Here is a 22247-nt window from a genome sequence, read left to right as displayed (position 1 = left end):
GTTGTTTGCCGGGCCGACGGCCCGCCCGTCGGATGAGCTGGTTCCTATGGTCGACACCCTGATCGTCGGTGGCGGCACCGCGGGCTGCGTGCTCGCGGCAAGGCTGAGCGAACAGCCGGACCACACCGTGCGCCTGCTGGAGGCGGGCCCGGTGTGGTCGGCCGCGGCCGACATGCCCGCGGCGCTGCGCGATGCGACGCGGCTGCCGATCGGGCCGGAGTCGCGGTGGCTGTGGCGGTATTCCGCGACGCTGGCGGCGAGCTCGGACGACGCTCGCGCCGTCGAGGGAAACCTGGTGCGCGGGCGGGCGCTCGGCGGCTCGAGCACGATCAACGGCAGCTATTTCGTGCGCGCGCCCGCAGCCGATTTCGCGGCGTGGAGCGCGACGCTCGGCGGGGCGGCGGAATGGTCCTTCGAGTCCGTGCTGCCCGCCTATCGCAAGCTGGAGGACGACCGCGACTACGGCGACCGACCCGGCCACGGTCGCGGCGGCCCGATCCCGGTGCGTCGCACGGCCGTTCCGACGCCGGTGAGCCGCGAGTTCGCCGCGGCGGCGCGCGCCGCGGGCTTCGCCGAGGTGCCCGATTTGAACGCGCTGCCGGGGACGGGTCCCGCCGAAGGCGTCGGCCCGGTGCCGTGCAATGTCGACGGCGGTGCGCGGGTCGGCACCGCGTCGGCCTATCTGCTGCCCGCGCTCGGCCGTCCGAATCTGTCGGTGCGGGGCGGAGTTGTGGTCTCGCGCATCCTTTTCCGCGACAGCAGCGCGGTCGGCGTCGAGTACAAGCACGGCGAGACCACCGGCACGACGACGGCCGATCGGATCGTGCTGTGCGCGGGTGCGGTGGAGTCGGCGGCGTTGCTGCTGCGGTCCGGGATCGGGCCGCCGGACCAGCTCCGGGCGCTCGGCTTACCGGTCGTCGCTGCATCGCCTGTCGGCGCCCGGTTCGACGATCATCCCGAGATCGGTCTCGAATACCAGCTCGACGTTCCGACGCCCGCCGCGGTGCCGCTGGAGTACGTGCTGAGTCTCGACGACATCGAAATCCGGCCTTACACAGTCCCGTTCGCCGGTGACCGGCACCGCATGGGCGTCGCGCTGATGCGTCCCGAGTCCGCTGGCGTGTTGCGATTGCGCGGCCCCGATCCGCTCGCCCCGCTCCGGATCGAGCACCGCTACCTCGCGGGTTCGGTCGATCGTGCGCGGTTGCGGGAGGCCGTCGCGCTGGCCGCGGATGTGCTGCGACGAATACCGGGTGCGTACCCGTGTCACCCGCCGCCGGAGGGCGGCGACGACGCCTGGCTTCGCGCGAATCTTTCCACCTCGCAACATCTCTCGGGAACCTGCCGGATGGGCGGCGAGCGGGACGAGCACGCGGTGGTCGACGCACGATGCGCGGTGCGCGGGGTGAGCGGCTTGTCAGTGGTGGATCTGTCCGTGGTTCCGGTGCCGCTGAGTCGAGGACCGCAGGCCACGGCGGTGATGCTCGCCGAACACGCTGCGGGCTGGCTCACATCGTGAAGTGAAAGACGAATGGGTCACAAAATGAGGAGGTCCGTCCCGGGTGTGAGCTGGCGGACAAACCGAAATAACCGCCCTTACCCCTGAATACGCGCCGGTACAGTTTGTGGCGGAAAGAAAGGCAAATGGTCAGCAATCTTGCAGGTGGGCGGTCCCCACGGCACGGCGTCGAACCCGGCACGCAACTCGGCGCTTTGGAAGCCTATGCCGCACAAGCACACGGATATCTTAGCGCGGGCGGCGAACAGCTGTCGCAGCTAGCCGGTCTGCTGCGTCCGCTCGTGCTGGAATCCTGGCTGCGCAGCCTGCGTAGCGGCGTCGATCCGATGGACGTGCTCAGCGAGCGCGGCCTGCGCGGCGCCGATCTGCAACGCTACCGCGACGCCCATCCAATGGCCGCCCTGATGCCGCTCGTCGACAAATTGCTCGTCGAGGACGCGGCCCGCACCTGCTTGATCGTTTTGATCGCCGACCAATTCGGCCGAGTCCTTTGGGTGCACGGCAAACCCGAGCAAGTCGCCGCCGCCGCCGAAATCGGTTTGCGCGCGGGCGACGATCTGAGTGAGCGCCGGGTCGGCACCAATGCCGTCGGCTTGGTGGTCCGCACCGGCCGCGCCGCCTGGATCCACGGTCCCGAGCACTTCCTGCACCGCATGCACCAGATCACCGGCGCCGCAGCGCCCGTGCACGATCCGGACGGCAGGCTGGTCGGTGTCCTGGTGATAGCCGGGGGTGTGCGGGTGGCGAAGCCGGAGATCCTGGCGCTGGTCAAGGCGACGGCCACCGCGGCGGAGATGGACCTCCTGCTCAGCGCGATGCGCTCGGGCAGGCACGGCGGGCCGGGACGGGACCGGCCCGAACCCGCGGCGCCCGCCGAGTCGCGCGGGCTCGGACTCGACGTGCTCGGTCTCGGCCAGCCGCAGTTGACCATCGCGGGCGACCGAGTTCCGTTGTCGCAGCGGCACGCCGAGATCCTGCTGCTGCTGGCCGAACATCCGGAAGGGCTCGGCGCGGACCACCTCGCGCTGCTGCTGGACGACACCGACCTGGACAACGGAACGATCCGCGCCGCCATGTCCCGGCTGCGCTCGGTGGTCGGACCGACCGTATTCGGCTCGCGCCCATACAAGTTGCGCGTTCATGTCGCAACCGATGTGGAGGCGCTGCGGGCCGCGCTGGATTCCGGTGATGTCGATTCCGCATTACGTCTCTACGCCGGTCCGGTGCTGCCGCGTTCCACCGCTCCGGGAATTATCGATATTCGTGACGAACTGCGCGTCCGGTTGCGCACCGCGGTTCTCGGTTCGCGCGAGGCCTCGGTGTTGCGGCGGTGGACCGCGGGCGCGGAGGGCCGCGACGACGCCGCGGCATGGGCCGCGTACCGGTCGGTAGTAGATCGCGATTCTCCGCTGTATGCGCAGATCGAGGCCAAGATTCGGGTGCTCGATCGCCGCCTCGGCGCCGATGCAACGCGGATGCAACGTTCCGGCTCATAGTCTGCACATCCGAAAGTGCGCTAGCTCACACAGCGACCTTGATTGTGGTCGCGCGCACAAATCTGCTCGGAGTTAACTGTCTTCCGAGATTGAGATGGACAAGCGTCCAGATTTTTTTAGCTGAACTTGTTCCTTTTTATTTCCCGACCGCCTAATGTTCGCAATGCGCGGTGACATCCGTGTGATGTAGGAAACACCACCGGGGGCGTGGACCGACCCCCCGGCAGCGGAGTTGGAGGAACGATCAAGAGTTAGGCCCGGTGGCTCTCCGGCCGCCGATCTCGTCTCACCAATTGTTGGATCTCGCGGGGTGACGCCGTCACCGTCCGCGCTCTCGCCGAATCGCCTTACGGCGGCACCATGCCGCTCTATTCGTGCTGCCCAAAAGCGCTCGGCCAGCTGTTGTTTCGCTAACGAGGAGGCTCTGGTGCACGGTACGGAGTTGGGTGGGTTCAGCGCGCGGCCGAACGGGAACGCGGCGAGCCATACACCGTCCCCCACACCGTTTTCGCTAGCTCCCGCGCAGCTCGGCCTCTGGTACGCGCAGCTGCTCGAGCCCGAGATCCCGATCAATGTCGCGCAATACGTCGACGTCCATGGCGAGCTGGACGCCGCTCTGCTGCAAGAGGTTTCGCGCGAAGCGGCACTCGACTACGGGTCGACGCTGGTGCGGCTCGGCGAGGAAGGCGGCACGCCGTACCAGTGCGTCGATCCCGATTTGTCCATCGAGGTCCCGCTGATCGACTTCCGCTCGCACGCCGATCCGATCGCCGCCGCGACGGAGTGGATGCGCGCCGACGCCAGCGCACCGGTGGACCTGGTGCGCGACCGGCTGTTCGCAGGCGCGGTGCTGCGAGTCGCCGACCGGCGCTACTTCTGGTACCTGCGCGCCCACCACATCGTGCTGGACGGCTACGGCGCGCTGACCAACACCATGCGGGTCGCCGAGCGCTACACCGCGCGGGTCCTGGGCGCCGAGCCGGAAGCGATCCGGCCGGGCAGCCTGGAGGCGCTGGTCGAGGGCGAGATCGCCTACCGAGAGAGCGGGCGCTACCAGACCGACCGCGCGCACTGGGCCGAACGGGTTGCCGGGTTGGACGGCGTGACCAGCCTGGACCCGCGCACCGCGCCGCGTGCGGCGAGCAACCTGATCGTCGGACGCGGACTGCCCGACGAGTTGGTCGAACGAATGAACGCGGTTGCCGAGAGCCAGGATTCGACGATCGCGGTCGTACTGCTCGCGGCCTTCGCCGGTTACCTCGGCCGCCTGACCGACCGCGACGACGTGGTGCTGAGTCTGCCGGTCACCGCGCGCACCACCGCCGCGATGCGGCGCTCGGCGGGCATGCTCTCCAATATCGTGCCGCTGCGGATGACGTTGGGCGCCGCCACCTGGGGCGACCTGCTGCGCGCCACCCGCGTGGAGGTCGCCGGGGCGCTGCGGCACCAGCGGTACCGGCACGAGGACATCCGCCGCGACGCCGAACACGACGGCCGCCCGGCCCGGCGCGCGCTGTTCGGGCCGCTGGCCAACATCATGCTGTTCCGCAGCGACCTCACGCTCGGCACCACGACCGGCCGGTACCACGTGCTCTCGACCGGGCCGGTGGAGGATCTGAGCCTGAACGTCTACTACGGCGAACGCGACCGCGTGCACGTCGACTTCGAGGCGAACCCGAACCTCTACGCGGCCGACGATCTGGCTCGCCACCACGCCCGCTTCCTCCAGTACCTGGAGCGCTTGGTGGCCACGGACCTGGACACGCCGCTTGCCGCGATCGACGTGACGACCGAGCTGGAAGTCGAGGTGAGCACACGGCTTTGGAACGCCACCGGCTGCGACGTCGACGCGTTGCTCGCCGCCGACGCCCCCGGGGCGCATTCCCCCGCGACTCTGGTGTCGATGTTCGAGGCGCAGGTCGCCCGCACTCCGGACGCGGTCGCGCTTCGTTTCGCGGGCGTGCCGGAAGGCACCGTGACCTACCGTGAGTTGGCCGCCCGGGTGAACCGGCTGGCCAGGTATCTCATCGAGCGCGGTGTCGGGCCGGAAAGCCTGGTCGCGCTGCACCTGCGCCGGTCGCCGGAGCTCGTCGTCGCGATGTACGCGGTGCTCGCCGCTGGCGCGGCCTATGTGCCGCTCGACCCGGATCATCCGGCCGAGCGAACCGCGCACATCCTTGCCACCGCGCGTCCCGTCTGCGTCCTCGGCGCCGAGGATCTGGAGCTCGACGCGCCGACGGTGCGGCTGGATCGCCTGGACCTCGCCGGGTACCAGGAGGGCCCGGTGTGGGAGCGCGAACGGATCGCGGCGCTGCGAAAGGACCACCCCGCTTATGTGATCTTCACCTCTGGTTCCACCGGCAAGCCCAAAGGCGTCCTGGTGACCCACGGCGCCATCGTGAACCGGCTGGTGTGGATGCAGGAGACCTACCGGCTGACACCCGCCGACGTGGTGTTGCAGAAGACCCCCGCGACCTTCGACGTGTCGGTGTGGGAGTTCTTCTGGCCCTTGCAGATCGGCGCCGAACTGGTGCTCGCACAGCCCGACGGACACCGGGACCCGGCCTACCTGCGTGAAGTCATCGCCGAATACCGCGTCAGCGTCGCACATTTCGTGCCGCCGATGCTGGAAGCCTTTCTGGCGCACCAGGACATCGCGCGCGAGACGACCCTGCGCGCGGTGTTCGCGTCCGGCGAGGCTTTGCCCGCGTCGCTGGCCCAGCGACTGCGGGTGCTGACGGGAGCCCGACTGCACAACCTGTACGGTCCCACCGAAGCCGCGGTGGACGTCACCTTTCACGAGGTGACCGATACCGATACCCTCTCGGTGCCGATCGGCGCGCCGGTGTTCAACACCCGGCTCTATGTGCTCGACTCGCGGCTGCGGCCGGTTCCGGTCGGGGCTCCGGGTGAGCTGTATCTGTCGGGGGTACAGCTCGCCCGGGGTTACGTGGCCAGGCCCGGCCTGACGGCCGAACGTTTCCTCGCAGACCCGTTCGCCGGTCCGGACGGCCCCGCCGCGCCGGGCGACCGGATGTACCGCACCGGCGATCTGGTGCGCTGGAACACCAACGGCGAGCTGGAATACCTCGGCCGCACCGACTTCCAGGTGAAGCTGCGCGGCCTGCGAATCGAGCTCGGTGAGATCGAGGCGGTGCTCGGCACGGTCGACTCGGTGGTGCGCGCCGTCGTCGTGGTGCGCGACGACGCGGGCGCAGGCGAGCAGCTGGTCGCCTACGCGGTCGAATCCGAGCCCGGCACCGTGCGTCCCGAGCAACTGCGCGCCGCGGCGGCCGCGGCCCTGCCCGGCTACATGGTGCCCGCGGCCTACGTGGTGCTCGATGCCCTGCCGGTCAACGCCTCGGGCAAATTGGATCGCGGCGCGTTGCCCGCGCCGCTGCGCAGCACCGGCGAGTACCGCGCACCGGTCACGCCGGTCGAGCAGGCGGTCGCCCGCGTGTTCGGCGAGGTGCTCGGCCGCGAATCGGTCGGCCGCGACGACGACTTCTTCGCACTCGGCGGCAACAGCCTGGTGGCCACGCAGGTGGCCGCCCGGCTTGCCGCCGACTTGGGCTGCCCGCTCGGGGTTCGCGACTTGTTCACCGCCACCACGGTGACCGAACTCGCCGAACTGATCGAGCGGGCGGGCGGAACCGGCGGCGCGTCCGCGCCCCGCCTGCTGCGGGTGGTGCCGCGGCCGCCGCTGGTTCCGCTTTCTCTCGCGCAGCAGCGGATCTGGTTCCTGAACCGATTCGAACGCTCCGCCGACTACAACATGCCGTTCGTGGTGCGGCTGCGCGGCGACGTGGACGTCACCGCGCTGCGGCTGGCTGTGTCCGACGTGGTGGCGCGGCACGAGGTGCTGCGCACGGTGTTCCCCGCGGTGCTCGACGACTCCGGCGTTCCGGCCGAGCAGATCGTGCTGCCCGCCGACGAGGTCGAGGTGTTCGCGACGGCCGAGCCGATCGGCGCGGACGAACTGGACACGGAACTCGCCGGATTCGCCGCCACCGGATTCGACCTGGAGCGGGAGATCCCGCTGCGCGCCCGGCTGTTCGCCGTGGACGCCGACGGGTACGCGCTGGCGCTCGTGTTGCATCACATTGCCGCGGACGGACTTTCGCTGCGCGTGCTGGCCCGCGACGTGGCGACGGCGTACCGGGCCCGCCGGACGGGCGCCGCTCCGGACTGGGCGCCGCTCCCGGTGCAGTACGCCGACTACGGTCTGTGGCAGCGGGAGTCGCTCGGAGCGGCGTCGGACCCGGACGCGCCGCTGGCCCGTCAGCTGGCCTACTGGACCGAGGCGCTGGCCGACGCCCCAGATCTGCTGGAGTTGCCAACCGACCGGCCGCGTCCCGCGATCGCCACCGGACGCGGCGCGGTGTACCGCTTCGAGGTGCCCGCCGCGGTCGCCGAGCGCGTCACCGCGACCGCGCGCGCCAACGGCCTCTCCGAATTCATGGTGCTGCACGCCGCGCTCGCGGTACTGCTCGCCCGGGTGTCGGGGAGTGCGGACATCGTGATCGGCACTCCCGTGGCTGGACGCGGCGAACGCGAACTCGACGACCTGATCGGCATGTTCGTCAACACGCTCGTGCTGCGGACCAGGGTCGACGTCGCGGCGAGCGGCGCCGAGTTGCTCGCCGAAGCGCGCTCGGTCGACCTCGCCGCATTCGGCCACGCGCAGGTTCCGTTCGAGCAACTGGTCGAGGCGCTGAACCCGCCGCGCTCCCAAGCCAGGCATCCGCTCTTCCAAGTGCTGCTCTCCGTCGACAATGCCGCCGACATCGAGTTCGCGCTCCCCGGAATGTCGGTGCGCACCGGTACCCTGGACACCGGGGTGACCAAGTTCGATCTCCAGCTCACGGTCACCGCAGGCTTCGCCGGTGCCGGACTCGGGGAAGGTTCGGCACCGGCGGGGGTTCCGGCCGAATTCACTTACGCCACAGACCTGTTCGACGAGGCTACCGTCGCGGACTTCGCGCGGTGGTATCTGCGGGTGTTGGCAGCGCTGACCAGTAGTCCGGAGACCGCGGTCGGTGATCTGCCGCTGCTGGACACCGCCGAATTGCGGTGGGCGATCGAGCTGGGTACGGCCGTGGAACCGGGTTCGGCGGTCCCGGTCTCCGCGTTCGCGGCGCTCACCGCGGGGGAAACCGTGCTCGCGGCCTTCGAAGCGCAGGTCGGCCACACTCCCGCCGCCGTCGCGGTGATCGACGGCGAGTGCACCCTCACTTACGCGGAATTCGCGGCCAGGGTGCATCGGTTGGCCCGACACCTCATCGACGCCGGTGTCGGCCCGGAGACGCTGGTCGTGCTGGGCATGCGGCGTAGTGCCGACTTCGTGATCGCCGCCTACGCGGTGCTGACGGCGGGCGGCGGGTACGTCCCGGTCGATCCGGAGCAACCGGCGGCGCGGATCGCCCACGTGCTGGCCGCCGCCCGTCCGGCGTGCGTGCTGACCCGATCCGCCGACGGTTGGGCGTCCGACGCTGTCCCGGTCATCGAGGTGGACGCGCTCGACCTGACGGCATACGCGGACTCTCCGGTGCTCGACGGTGAACGCAGGCGACCGCTGCGCGCCGCCAACACCGCCTACGTGATCTTCACCTCCGGCTCCACCGGACGCCCGAAAGGCGTTGCGGTGCAGCATGGCTCGATGGCGAACCAGATCCGCTGGATCGTGGGCGAATACGGCGTCGGCCCCGCCGATGTCGTGCTGTTCAAGACACCGGCGACCTTCGACGTCTCGGTCTGGGAGCTGTTCGCGCCGTTGACGAGCGGCGCCCGGCTGGTGGTCGCGGCGCACGACGGGCACCGCGACAGCGCCTACCTCGCGTCGACCATCGCCGCGCACGGCGTCACGATGACCTCCTTCGTCCCCTCGATGCTCACGGTGTTCGCATCCGCCGCGCCCGCCGCCTCCCTCGCTTCCCTGCGTACCGTCCTGGTCGCGGGCGAGGCGATGACCGGCGAGGCCGCGTCGGCCTTCGCTGCCGTCAGTCACGCCGAACTACACAACCTCTACGGCCCAACGGAATTCACCGTCCACGCCACGCACGCGCCGGTGACCGCGGCGGCGGGGCCGACCCCGATCGGGCGGCCGGTGCGCGCCAGTCAGGTGCTGGTGTTGGACGGTCGGCTGCGGCCGGTGCCGGAAACCGTTGTCGGCGAGCTGTATCTGTCGGGGGTACAGGTCGCGCGCGGTTACCACGGCCGCGCCGAGCTCAGCGCCGAACGGTTCGTCGCCAATCCGTACGGATCCGCGGGCGCGCGGATGTACCGCACCGGCGATCTGGTGCGGCGCAACCGGAACGGGCAGCTGGAGTATCTGGGGCGCAGCGACTTCCAGGTGAAGCTGCGCGGTCAGCGCATCGAACTCGGCGAGATCGAGGCCGCACTGCTCGCCGCCGCGGATGTGCGGGCCGCCGCGGTGCGGATCTTCGCCCATCCGGCCGGTGAGCTGCTGGTGGCGTACGTGGTGACCGACCTCCCGGAGGACGAGGTGGCCGCGGCGTTGACGAGCAGGCTGCGCGCGACGCTGCCGTCCTACATGGTGCCGACCGCTTACGTTGCGCTGACGGCCATGCCGCTGACCCCCTCGGGCAAGCTGGATCGCAAGGCGCTGCCCGATCCGGTATTGGCGGCCAGAGAATTCCGCGCTCCAGTCACTTCGGCCGAACGCGCGGTGGCCGAGGTGTTCGCCGAAGTGCTCGAACTCGATCGCGTCGGCCTGGACGACGACTTCTTCGCCGTTGGCGGAAACTCGTTGGTAGCCACTCGAATCGCGGCGCGGCTCGCCGCACGCGCCGAAGTCGACGTGCCGGTCCGGCTGCTCTTCGAACACCCCACCGTGGCCGCACTGGCCGCCGCGCTCGCCGACGCGCGTGCCGCGCGAACCCGTCATCCGTTGGTCGCCGTCGAGCGCCCCGATCTCGTGCCGCTCTCCTACGCGCAGCAGCGCATGTGGTTCCTGAATCAGTTCGACGCGGCGTCCACCGCGAACGATCTGATCGCCGCGGTGCGCCTGACCGGCCCGCTGGACCGGGCGGCGCTGGCCGCCGCCGTCGGCGATGTCGTCGCCAGGCACGAGGCGTTGCGGACCAGGTACCCGGCCGTCGACGGCATCGCTCGGCAAGAGGTGCTGCCCGCCGAGCGCGGCCCCGTCTTGGCGATCGACGAGGAAGCCGGTGACCTGCTCGAACGGGTACATGCTCTGGCCGCAACGCCTTTCGTGGTGACCCAAGCGCCGCCCGTGCGGCTGACGCTGTTGCGGCGCTCCGATGACGAGCACGTGCTCGTCGTCGCCATGCACCACATCGCAGCCGACGGCTGGTCCATCGCGCCCTTCACCCGAGACCTGTTGAGCGCCTACGCCGCTCGCCGCGACGGCGTCGCGCCGGAGTGGTCGCCCCTCCCGGTGCAGTACGCCGACTACACGCTGTGGCAGCGCCGAACCCTTGGCTCGGCGGACGATCCCGGCTCGCTGCTGGCCGAGCAGCTGCGCTTCTGGTCCGCCGAACTGGCCGACCTGCCGGATCTCCTCGCCCTGCCCGCCGACCGGCCGCGCCCCGCCGCCGCTTCTGGGCGCGGCGCTCGGCACACCTTCCGCATCTCCGCCGCGACCCACTGCCGCCTGCGCGAGATCGCCGAGTCCGCCAACGCCTCGCTGTTCATGGTGCTGCACGCGGCCTTCGCCGCGACGCTGGCGAAGCTGTCCGGTCAGCGCGACATCGCGATCGGCACGCCGGTCGCCGGCCGCGGCGAGCAGGCGCTCGACGAGCTGGTCGGCATGTTCGTCAACACCCTGGTGTTGCGCGCCGACGTGCGTCCCGAGGCCACCTTCGCCGAGCTGGTCGCGGCCGTGCGCGACGGCGACCTGCGCGCGTTCGCCAACGCCGACGTGCCGTTCGAGCGGCTGGTCGAGGCGCTCGACCCCGAGCGGTCGGCGGCCAGGCACCCGCTGTTCCAGGTGATGCTGGACTTCCAGAACGCCGCGAGCGCCCCCGTCGAGCTGGCGGGCCTGCGCGTCGACCGGCTCGACATCGCCACGCACACGGCGAAATTCGACCTCCAGCTCACCCTCGCCGAGACGGCCGACGGCCTCGACGCCGCTTTCGAGTACGCGACCGACCTTTTCGACGCCGAGACCGTCGCCTCGTTCGCGGTCCGGTGGCAGCGCGTGCTCGACGCGGTCTGTGCCGACCCCGGGGTGCTCGTCGGCGATATCGACACGTTGTCGGCCGCCGAACGCACCCGGCTGCTCGGTACGTGGAACGCCACCGCGCGCGCCCTCGATCCGTCCGCGACGCTGGTGTCGCTGTTCGAGGCGCAGGTGCGGCGCACGCCGGACGCGGTCGCGGTGAGCTTCGATGGGGAGACGCCGGTCCTTCCGTCACCCGGCCACCACGCGGCGTCGAGTCGCTACGCCGCGCAGGCCAACGTGTTGCCGGACAACGACCCGGCATTGAGCCGCTACGCGGCGCTCGCCCACCCGTCGCCCGACCACCAACCCTCACCGAGTCGCTCCGCGACGCTGACATATGCCGAGTTCGCGGGCAAGGTCAACCGCCTGGCTCGGCTGCTGGTATCCATCGGTGTCGGCCCCGAGACCACCGTCGCGATCGGCATGCGCCGCTCGCTGGACATGGTCGTCGCCATGTACGCCGTGCTGACCGCGGGCGGCGCCTACGTCCCGGTGGACCCGGATCATCCGGCCGAGCGCATCCAGCACGTGCTGCGCGGGGCGCGGCCGGTGTGTGTGCTCAGCCGCACGGACGACGGACTGGATCTCACGTCGTCCGAGGGCGGTTCGCGGGAATGGGCGGTGCTGGACGTCGACCAGTTCGACTTCACCGACTATTCCGACGCCCCGCTGACCGACGCCGACCGGCTCGGCGCGCTCGTCCCGGCCAACGCGGCCTACGTCTTGTTCACCTCGGGGTCGACCGGCGAGCCCAAGGGCGTCGCGGTGTCGCACGCGGCGATCGTCAACCGGCTGCTGTGGATGCAAGCCGAGTACGAACTCACGGCCGAGGACGTCGTCCTCCAGAAGACGCCCGCGACATTCGATGTCTCGGTGTGGGAGTTCTTCTGGCCGTTGCAGATCGGCGCCAGATTGGCGGTGTCGCGCCCGGACGGCCATCGCGATCCGCGCTACCTTGCCGAGCTCATCCGCCGGGAGCGGGTGTCGGTGGCGCACTTCGTGCCGTCGATGCTCGCGGTGTTCGTCGCGGAACCCGAAGTGGCGCGGTGTGATTCGCTGCGGATGGTGTTCGCCTCCGGCGAGGCGCTGCCGCCGGGACCCGCGCAGCGGCTGCGTACGCTGACCGGCGCCCGGCTGCACAACCTGTACGGGCCGACCGAGGCGGCCGTGGACGTCACCTATCACGAGGTGGTCGACGCGGACACCGACAGCGTGCCGATCGGCGTACCCGTCGCCAATACCCGTGTCTACGTGCTGGATTCGCGACTGCGTCCCGTCCCGGTCGGCGTGCCGGGCGAGCTGTACCTCGCGGGCGCGCAGATGGCGCGCGGCTACGTGCGGCGGCCCGATCTTACGGCGGATCGGTTCGTGGCCAACCCGTTCGCGTGCGCCGAGCGCATGTACCGCACCGGCGATCTCGTCAGATGGGTGCCCGCATCGCGAGACGATTCGATGGGCGGCCGGGCGACGGGTCAGCATGAGCACGGGGAGCTGGAGTACCTGGGCCGCACCGATTTCCAGGTCAAACTGCGCGGGCTCCGTATCGAGCTCGGCGAGATCGAGGCCGCGCTCACCGCGCTGCCGGAGATCGATCAAGCCGTGGTCGTGGTGCGCGACGAAATCCAGCTCGTCGCCTACCTGATCAGCCCGTCCGTCATCGACGCGGACACCATCAAAGCCGCACTGGCGCAGCGCGTTCCGGGCTACATGATCCCCTCGGCCTTCGTTCCGATGGACGATTTCCCGCTCAACGCCTCCGGCAAGCTCGACCGCAAGGCGCTGCCCGCGCCGGTGTTCGAGGCGTCGGCCTTTCGCGCGCCGGAGACACCCGCGCAGCAGATCGTCGCGCGCGTCTTCGCCGATGTGCTCGGTGCACCGCGCGTCGGTCTCGACGACGACTTCTTCGCGCTCGGCGGCAATTCGCTCACCGCGACCAGGGTGGTCGCCAGGCTCGGCGCCGCGCTGGACACCCAGCTGCCGGTCCGGCTGCTCTTCGACGCGCCCACCGTGCTGACCCTCGCGACGCGAGCCGAAGCGCTGCGCGGCCGCGGCGGGCGTCCGGCGCTCACCGCGCGGCCGCGGCCGGAGCGGTTGCCGCTCTCGCCCGCGCAGCAACGGATCTGGTTCCTGAACCGATTCCTCGCCGACGCCGACGGACCGGGTGACGCGGTGAGCAACATCCCGGTCGCGCTCCGGCTCGGCGGTGCCCTCGATGTCGAGGCGCTCATCGCGGCGCTCGGCGATGTCGTCGAACGGCACGAGGCGCTGCGCACCGTCTACCCGGCCGGGCCGGACGGCGCGGAACAGGTGATCCTGCCGCGCCGGACGCCCGTGCTGCGCCGCGAGGCGGTGGCGGAGTCGGCGCTGACCGAACGCCTCGCCGCGTGCGCCGCAGTCGCTTTCGATCTGACCGAAGAGACACCGCTGCGCGCCCACCTGTTCGCGCTGACCGGGACCGAAACGGCCGAACACGTGCTGCTGCTCGTGCTGCACCACATCTCGGCCGACGGATTCTCGCTCGGCCCGCTGGCCACCGATCTGATGACCGCCTATGCCGCCCGCCGCGACGGCGAGGTGCCGGGGTGGGCTCCGCTGCCCGTGCAGTACGCCGACTACACCCTGTGGCAGGCCGGAATCCTCGGCGACGCCGACGATCCCGAGTCGCGCGCGCACCGCCAGCTGGAGTTCTGGCGGCGCGTCCTCGACGACCTGCCCGATCAGCTGGAGTTGCCCGCCGACCGCAAACGTCCGGCCGTGTCCACCCACCGCGGCGCGACGCACCGGCTGCGCATCGACTCCGACCTGCACAGCGAACTGCGCGAGCTGGCACGCAAGCGGGAGACGACGCTGTTCAGCACCGTGCACGCGGCGCTCGCGGTGCTGCTCGCCCGGCTGTCGGGCAGCGCGGACATCGCCATCGGCACCCCGGTCGCCGGGCGAGGCGAGGCCGAACTCGACGGCTTGGTCGGCATGTTCGTCAACACCCTGGTGCTGCGCAGCCGCATCGATCCGCGCGCGCGGTTCGAGACCGTCCTGGACGAGGTCAGGTCGCACGACCTGGAGGCGCTCGCGCACGCCGACTTGCCCTTCGAGCGGCTGGTCGAGCTGGTCGCCCCGAATCGGGCACGCAACCGCCACCCGCTGTTCCAGGTGGCGCTCACCATGCAGAACTTCACGGTGCCCGCGCTCGAGCTCGCCGGGCTTCGGGTGCGTCCGGTCGAGCTGGACGCGGTCGCGGCCGAGTTCGACCTCCAGTTCACCGTGCTCGCCGCCGACGACACGGACGGCCGCGCCGATGGCATCGACATCGAGATCACCTACGCCACCGACCTTTTCGAGCCGGACACGGTCGCGGTGCTGGCCCGCCGGTTTACCCAGGTGCTCGCCGCGGTCGCCGCCGACGCGACGGTGGTGGTCGGCGACATCCAGCTGCTCTCCGCGGAGGAGCAGCGGCGGGCGCTGGTCGAATGGGCGAGCACCGGAACCGATCTGGCGGCGGCCGACGAGACGCTGGTGGACCGCTTCCGCCGCGCCGCTGCGCTCGATCCGGCGGCCGTCGCCGTGCGTGCGGGCGAGGACACGCTGACCTACGGTGAGCTGTCCGCCAAGGCGAACCGGCTGGCCCGGCGGCTGATCGCCGCGGGTGTGGGTCCGGAAAGCCTGGTGGCGGTGGCACTTCCGCGTTCGGCCGAGCTGGTCGTCGCGCTGCTGGCCGTCCTGGAGGCGGGCGGCGCCTACCTGCCGATCGATCCCGACTACCCGGCCGACCGCATCGAGTACATGATCGACGACGCGCGCCCGATCTGCGCCGTCGGCTCCACGACGACGGGCCTGCCGCGCGACTGGTTCGGCGGCCCGGTGCTGGACGTGGACGCGGACCTCGAGTCGGTGAGCGCCGAGCCGCTGACCGACGCCGACCGCCGCGCGCCACTGCACCCGGCGCAGACCGCCTACGTCATCTACACCTCCGGGTCCACCGGCCGCCCCAAGGGTGTCGTCGTCCCGCACCGCAATGTGTTGCGGCTGCTGGACAACACCCGGCGCCACTTCGAGTTCGGGCCTTCGGACGTGTGGACGATGTTCCACTCCTATGCCTTCGACTTCTCGGTGTGGGAGCTGTGGGGGGCGCTGCTGTACGGCGGCGAACTCGTGGTGGTGGATTACTTCACCTCGCGGTCGCCGGAACAGTTCCGCCGCCTGCTCGTCGAGCGCAAGGTGACGGTGCTGAACCAGACACCGTCGGCCTTCTACCAGCTCATCGCCGCCGACGCCGCCGCCGAGCCCGCCGAATTCGCCTTGCGCCACGTCGTTTTCGGCGGTGAGGCGTTGGAGCCGCAGCGGCTCGCCGGCTGGTTCGCGCGGTATCCCGACAGGCCGCGCCTGGTGAACATGTACGGCATCACCGAGACCACGGTGCACGTGTCGTACCGTCCGATCGAGCCGGGCGCAGGCTCGGCGAGCGTCATCGGCGGCGCGATTCCCGGCCTCGCGGTGCGGGTGCTCGACGCGCGGCTGCGGCCGGTTCCGGTGGGTGTCCCCGGCGAGATCTACGTCTCCGGCGGCCAGCTGGCCCGCGGCTACCTCGGCAGGCCCGCGCTCACCGCGAGCCGCTTCGTCGCCGACCCCTACGCCGCGGACGGCTCGCTCGCCTACCGCTCTGGCGACCTGGCGCGCTGGACGGCCGACGGCGACCTGGAATACCTCGGCCGCGCCGACCAGCAGGTGAACCTGCGCGGCTTCCGCATCGAGCTGGGCGAGATCGAGGCGGCCGTGCTGGACACCGGAGCGGTCCGCGAGGCCGCGGTGGTGGTGCGCACCGATCTGGTGGACGAGGCGCGCATCGTCGCCTACGTCGTCGCCGACGGCTCGGTGGACGCGGCCGCGCTGCGGGGAGAGCTGGCGCGGACGCTGCCCGAGCACATGGTGCCCGCCGCGATCGTCACGCTGGAGCGAATCCCGTTGACGGTCAACGGGAAACTCGATCGCGCGGCGCTGCCCGCGCCGGTCTTCGCGTCGACCACCTACCGCAAGCCGGTGACGGTCGTCGAGGAGATCGTCGCCGGTGTGTACGCCGACGTGCTCGGTCTGACCGCCGAAGCGCGCCGGGTCGGCGCCGACGACGACTTCTTCGCCCTGGGTGGCAGCTCCCTGCTCGCCGCGAAGGCCGCAGCCCGCATCGGCGCCGCGCTGGGCAGGCCGGTCGGCGTGCGCGCGCTGTTCGAGGCGCCGCGGGTCGCCGAACTCGCCGCGACCGTCACCGCGGGCGAGGCCGGAACCGCGCGGCCGCCGCTGGTGGCCAGTGCGCGACCGGAGACGCTGCCGCTCTCGCCCGCGCAGCGGCGGATGTGGTTCCTGAACCGCTTCGACGGCGCGTCCGTCGCCTACAACATCCCGCTGGCACTGCGGCTGACCGGCGACGTGGACGTACCCGCGCTCCAATCGGCGCTGGCCGATGTCATCGGCAGACACGAATCGCTGCGCACCACCTATCCCGAGCTGGACGGCGTCCCGTCGCAGCGCATTCTCTCTGCGGCGCAAGCGGTTCCGGCGCTGTATCCCGTCGATGTCGCCGAAGCCGACCTGCCGCAGCGCGTTCGGGAGTTGGCGAGCACCGCTTTCGACGTCACCGCCGAGATCCCCGTGCGCATGCGGATGTTCCGCGTCGGCCCTGGCGATTTCGTGCTTGCGGGCGTGCTGCACCACATCGCCGCCGACGGATCCTCGATCGCGCCGTTCGTGCGCGATCTGATGACGGCCTACACCGCCCGCCTCGACGACCGCGCGCCGTCTTGGTCGCCGCTGGCGGTGCAGTACGCCGACTACGCGCTCTGGCAGCGGGAACTGCTCGGCGCGGAGGACGATCCGGACTCCCGCGCCGCCGAGCAGATCGCCTACTGGACCGAGGCGCTGGCCGGACTGCCCGATCAGCTCGCGCTGCCCACCGACCATCCGCGCCCGGCGCGGCAGAGTCTGCGCGGTGCGAAGACGACCCGGCCGGTGCCGCCGCGGCTGCACGAGCAGCTGATCGGCCTCGGCCGCGCGCACGGTGCGACGCTGTTCATGGTCGTGCACGCCGCGTTCGCCGCGCTGCTCGCCCGGTTGTCCGGCACCGGCGACATCGCCGTCGGCACCCCGATCGCCGGGCGTGGCGAGGCCGAACTGGACGACGTGATCGGCATGTTCGTCAACACCCTGGTGCTGCGCACCCGCGTCGAGGGCGCACAGACCTTCGCCGAGCTGCTCGGGCACGCCCGCGCCGCCGACATCGCCGCTTTCTCGCACGCCGACGTCCCGTTCGAGCGGCTGGTCGAGGTGCTCGAGCCGAACCGCTCCACCGCGCGGCATCCGCTGTTCCAGGTCGGGTACTCGTTCCAGAATCACGAGCGCGGCGAACTGCGGCTGCCCGGCCTCACCGTGTGCGAGCTCGAATTCGACAACGGCGTTGCGCAATTCGATCTGCACCTGTTCGCCGTCGACCGCTACGCCGCCGACGGCACGCCGGAGGGCATCGAGCTGACGCTCGGCTACGCGACCGATCTGTTCGAGTCCGGCACCGCCGAGCGGGTGATCAGCCGACTGGTGGATGTACTGGAATCCGTTGTCGCACAGCCCGACATGCTGGTCGGTGACCTGGATCTGCTCGGTGACGAGCGTGTGCGTGTGCTGGGGGAGTGGAACGCCACGGCCCATCCGGTCGAGCCGGTGACACTCGCCGACTTGGTGGACCGGCAGGCGGCGCGGACGCCGAACGCTCCGGCGCTGATCGATGCTGATTCTGGAAAGTCGTTGAGCTTCGCGGAGTTCGATGCCCGGGTCAACCGGCTGGCGCGGGCGTTGATCGGTCACGGGGTCGGCCCGGAGCGCACCGTGGTGCTGGCCATGCGCCGGTCCGTCGAGCTGGTGATCGCCATGTACGCGGTGGTGCGAGCCGGTGGCGCCTACGTGCCGGTCGATCCGGATCATCCGGCCGATCGCATCGCTTACATCGTCGACACCGCCGCTCCGGTCTGCGCGCTCACCACGGTGGTCGACGGCATGCCGATCGAGACTCCGGTGCGCGTGCTCGAGGTGGACTGGCTCGAGGCGGCGCACCGGTCGGCGGCGCCGATCACGGACGGCGAGCGGATTCGGCCGCTGCGCCCGGAGCACCCGGCCTACGTCGTCTTCACCTCCGGCTCGACCGGGCGGCCGAAGGGCGTCACCGTCCCGCACGCGGCGATCGTCAACCAGTTGAGTTGGCTGCGTGCGCGTTTCGCGCTCGGCCCGGCCGACCGCACCCTGCTGAAGACACCCGCGACCTTCGACCTCTCGGTGTGGGAGTTCTGGTCACCGCTGGTCACCGGCGGCGCGCTGGTGGTGACCCGACCCGGCGACGAGCGTGACCCGGACCGGCTGCGCGCGCTGATGGCGCGGCACGGCGTGACGGTGCTGTACGCGGTGCCGTCCCTGGTCGGCATGCTGCTCGCCGCGGCACCGGACGACCCGCTGCCCGCCGGGTTGCGGCAGGTACTCGCCATCGGCGAGGCGCTGCCGCCCGCGACCGCGGCCGAGTTCCTCGATCGGGCGGCAGGCGCGCGGCTGTACAACCTCTACGGACCGACCGAGGCGGCGGTCTCGATCACCGCGCACGAGGTGGTCGCTCGGCCCAGCCGTGCGGTGCCGATCGGCGCGCCCGCCTGGAACAGCCGGGTGTACGTGCTGGACGGCAGGCTCCAGCCGGTCCCGGTCGGTGTCGCGGGCGAATTGTATTTGGCGGGCGCGCAATTGGCACGCGGCTACCAGAGCAGGCCCGGACTGACGGCGGACCGCTTCGTGGCCGACCCGTTCGCGGGCGGGGCGTCGCGAATGTACCGCACCGGCGATATCGTCCGGTGGCGCGCCGACGGCGAGCTCGAATACCTCGAACGGGCCGATTTCCAGGTCAAGATCGGCGGCTTCCGCATCGAGCTCGGCGAGGTCGAGACGGCGCTGCTGCGCCTGCCCGAGGTACGGGCCACGGTGGCCGTCGCCAGGGCGGACGAGCGGGCGGGTGCGCGGCTGGTCGCGTACGTCGTACTGGGAACCGGGCATGCCGTATCCGCCGCGGACCTGCGGGCGACGCTCGCGACGCAGCTGCCGACGTACATGGTGCCCGCCGCCATCGTCGTGCTGGATACCTTGCCGCTCAACGTCAATGGCAAGGTCGATCGGGCGAAGCTGCCCGAGCCGGTGGTCGCCGACGCGACCTTCCGCGCACCGGCCACCGACCTGGAGCGACTTGTCGCCGCCACCTTCGCCGAGGTCATCGACGGCGCGCACGACCCCGAGACGAGCCGGGTCGGCGCCGACACCGACTTCTTCGCCCTCGGCGGCAATTCCCTGCTGGCGACGCGGCTGGCGGCCAGGCTCGGTGCCGGACTCGGGGTGCGGGTGCCGGTCGCCGCGGTGTTCGAGGAGCCGACGGTGGCCGGGCTCGCCCTGCGGCTCGCCGATCTGGACGACGCCGAGGCACGACCCGCTCTCGTGCGGCGCGACCTCACCCGCCCGGCTCGGCTCGCTCCGGCGCAGCAGCGCATGTGGGTGGTGAACCGGCTCGCGCCGGACTCGGCCGCGTACAACATCCCCGCGGCCATCCGGCTCATCGGCGCACTGAACCACGACGCGCTGACAGCGGCCGCGCGGGACGTCCTTGCGCGGCACGAGGCGCTGCGCACCCGCTATCCGGACCTACCGGAAGGTCCGGTGCAGGACGTGTTGGACGCCGCCGCGGTGGCTTTCGATCTGACGCCGATTCCCGTGCCGCCCAACGAGGTCGACACCCGCATCGCCGAATTCGTCGCCGTCGGGTTCGACGTGACCGCCGCACCTCCGGTCCGTGCCGCACTGTTCACACCGGCCGCCGACGAACACGTCCTCGTCGTGGTGCTGCACCACATCTGCGCGGACGGCTACTCCATCGCACCGCTGACCAGGGATCTGGTTCGCGCCTACGTCGATCGCGCGGCGGGCCGTGCGCCCGGCTGGGCCCCGCTCGAGATCCAGTACGGCGACTACAGCGAATGGCAACACGCCATGCTCGGCGCCGCGGACGATCCCGATTCGCTGCACGCACGGCAACTCGATTACTGGACAACGGAATTGGCGGGCGCGCCCGAAGTCTTGGGGCTGCCGACCGATCGCCCACGCCCGGCGCACCGCGATATGCGTGGCGCGGCTGTCGATTTCGAGATCGATGCCGAGCTGACCGCGAAACTCGAGCTGATCGCGCGCGAGCACGGCACCACGCTGTTCACCCTGATGCACAGCGCACTCGCGGTGCTGCTCGCCAAGCTGTCCGGCGCTTCCGACATCACCATCGGCGCACCGGTGGCCGGGCGCGGCGCGGCCGAACTCGACGACCTGATCGGCATGTTCGTCAACACCGTCGCGCTGCGCACCGAGATCGACCCGCGCTCCGGCTTCGCCGATCTATTGCGTCAGGCCAGGGATCGCGACTTGGCCGCGCTCTCGCACGCGGACGTGCCCTTCGATCAGGTGGTCGAAGCCATGGGCCGCACCAGATCCAGTGCCTACACGCCGCTGTTCCAGGTGATGTTCACCTTCCAGAACATGCCACCCGGCCGCGTCGAACTGCCTGGCCTCGCGGTCGAAGTCCTCGACCCCGCGCCCGACGAGGCGAAGTTCGACCTACAGCTCACCGGTATCGAGCGCTTCGACAGCGCTGGCGCGCGATCCGGGCTCGCGCTCCGATTCGGTTACTCGACGGACATTTTCGACGGCTCGACCGTCGAGCGCTACGCCGAACGGTTGCTGCTGGTGCTCACCGCCGTGGCGGCGGACCCGACCGTCGCGATCCGCGCCATCGACATCCGCACCGACGGAGAGCAGCGCCCCTCGGCAGCGCCGACGGCAACGATCGCCGATCTGCCCGATCTGATCGCCTCCGCCGCCGCTGTCGCCCCTGACGCGCTCGCCTTCGGTCATGGCGAGCACCGGGTGTCCTACGCCGATCTCGCCGCGAAGCTGGCCACCGTCGCCAAGGCCATGGGCGCGGCGGCGACGCCGGAAGTCCTCATCAACGTCTCGCTCGCCGGGCTGGTGCCCGGCGTGCTCGCGGCGCTCGGCGGCGATGGCCTCGCCGCCGCGCTGCACCGCCTCCTCGCCGAGGCTCAGGCCGTGGTCTCCGAAAGGAATTAGCTGATGTCTCACGCAGAATCGGTCGCATCCAGCGGGCTCGGCAACCGCAACCACCCCCGACATGCCATGCTGCGCCGGGCATACGGCGTCGAGGACCTACCCGGCCTCATCGAGACCGTGGCCGACCTGGCGCCCGACCGGATCGCGCTGCGGCACGGCGACACCGTGATCGCCTACGCGGCGCTGGCCGCCGATATCGCCGCACTCGGCGCGGCCATGGGTGGTGGTCTGAGCCCGGACGCCCTTGTCTCCGTGGTGATCTCCGGCCAACTGCCCGAGCTGCTCGAGTCCGGCGACGGAGCCCTCGGCGCGGTCCTGGACCAACTGCTCGACGACGCGCTGCTGATCGCCGCCGACGTGCTGCCGACCGCCTTCACCCCCGTCGAGACGCTGGTCAGCGAATTCGAAGAGCAGGTGCGGCGCACCCCCGACGCCGTCGCGCTGCAATACGGCGACGCCACCCTCACCTACGCCGAGTTCGACGCGCGCGCCACCGCGCTGGCACGGCGGCTGCACGAGCTCGGTGTCGGACCGGACGCCCTGGTCGGGCTGGCCGTGCGGCGCTCGTTCGAACTGCTCGTCGGCATGTACGCGATCCTGAAGGCGGGCGGCGCGTACGTGCCGATCGACCCGGAGCATCCGGCCGAGCGCATCGCCTATGTGCTCCAGACCGCGGCGCCGATTCTGGTGCTCACCACTACCGCCGACCAGCCGGAGTCGCTGGCCGACAGCCGGGTGCTGCGCATCGATGAATTCGAGGCCGCCCTCCGCGCAGCGGGTAGACAGCACGGCGCAGCGGGTAGACAGCACGGCGCAGCGGGTAGACAGCACGGCGCAGCGGGTAGACAGC

General features: G+C 70.9%; 4 protein-coding genes. All 4 read left to right on the top strand.

All coding sequences use genetic code 11. The annotated features are described in order from the left end of the window. Nucleotides 1-46 precede the first annotated feature (46 nt). The gene (gene mftG / locus CRP45_RS12420) at nucleotides 47-1519 is read left to right on the top strand and encodes a mycofactocin dehydrogenase MftG (protein WP_097245161.1); all 1473 of its coding nucleotides are present in this window, start codon (nucleotides 47-49) and stop codon (nucleotides 1517-1519) included. Nucleotides 1520-1644: 125 nt separating this feature from the next. Beyond that, the gene (locus CRP45_RS12415; protein WP_097245160.1) at nucleotides 1645-3015 is read left to right on the top strand and encodes a GAF domain-containing protein; all 1371 of its coding nucleotides are present in this window, start codon (nucleotides 1645-1647) and stop codon (nucleotides 3013-3015) included. Between the two features lie 427 nt (nucleotides 3016-3442). After that, on the top strand, nucleotides 3443-21397 hold the full coding sequence (locus CRP45_RS12410) for a non-ribosomal peptide synthetase (protein ID WP_097245159.1): 17955 nt from the start codon (nucleotides 3443-3445) through the stop codon (nucleotides 21395-21397). 3 nt (nucleotides 21398-21400) lie between these two features. Beyond that, nucleotides 21401-22247, top strand: an 847-nt coding sequence (locus CRP45_RS34245) for an AMP-binding protein (protein WP_218841134.1), incomplete at its 3' end; no start/stop codon positions are given.

Source organism: Nocardia amikacinitolerans, assembly GCF_900215415.1.
GTDB classification, from domain to species: Bacteria; Actinomycetota; Actinomycetes; order Mycobacteriales; family Mycobacteriaceae; genus Nocardia; species Nocardia amikacinitolerans.
The sequence above is the reverse complement of the archived record's forward strand: the minus strand, read 5'-3'. Positions and strand labels throughout refer to the sequence as shown.

What these genes read in the sequence shown, in the direction of transcription:
- mftG (WP_097245161.1), top strand. Translation starts at nt 47, where the DNA reads ATGGTCGACACCCTGATCGTCGGTGGCGGCACCGCGGGCTGCGTGCTC.
- CRP45_RS12415 (WP_097245160.1), top strand. Translation starts at nt 1,645, where the DNA reads ATGGTCAGCAATCTTGCAGGTGGGCGGTCCCCACGGCACGGCGTCGAA.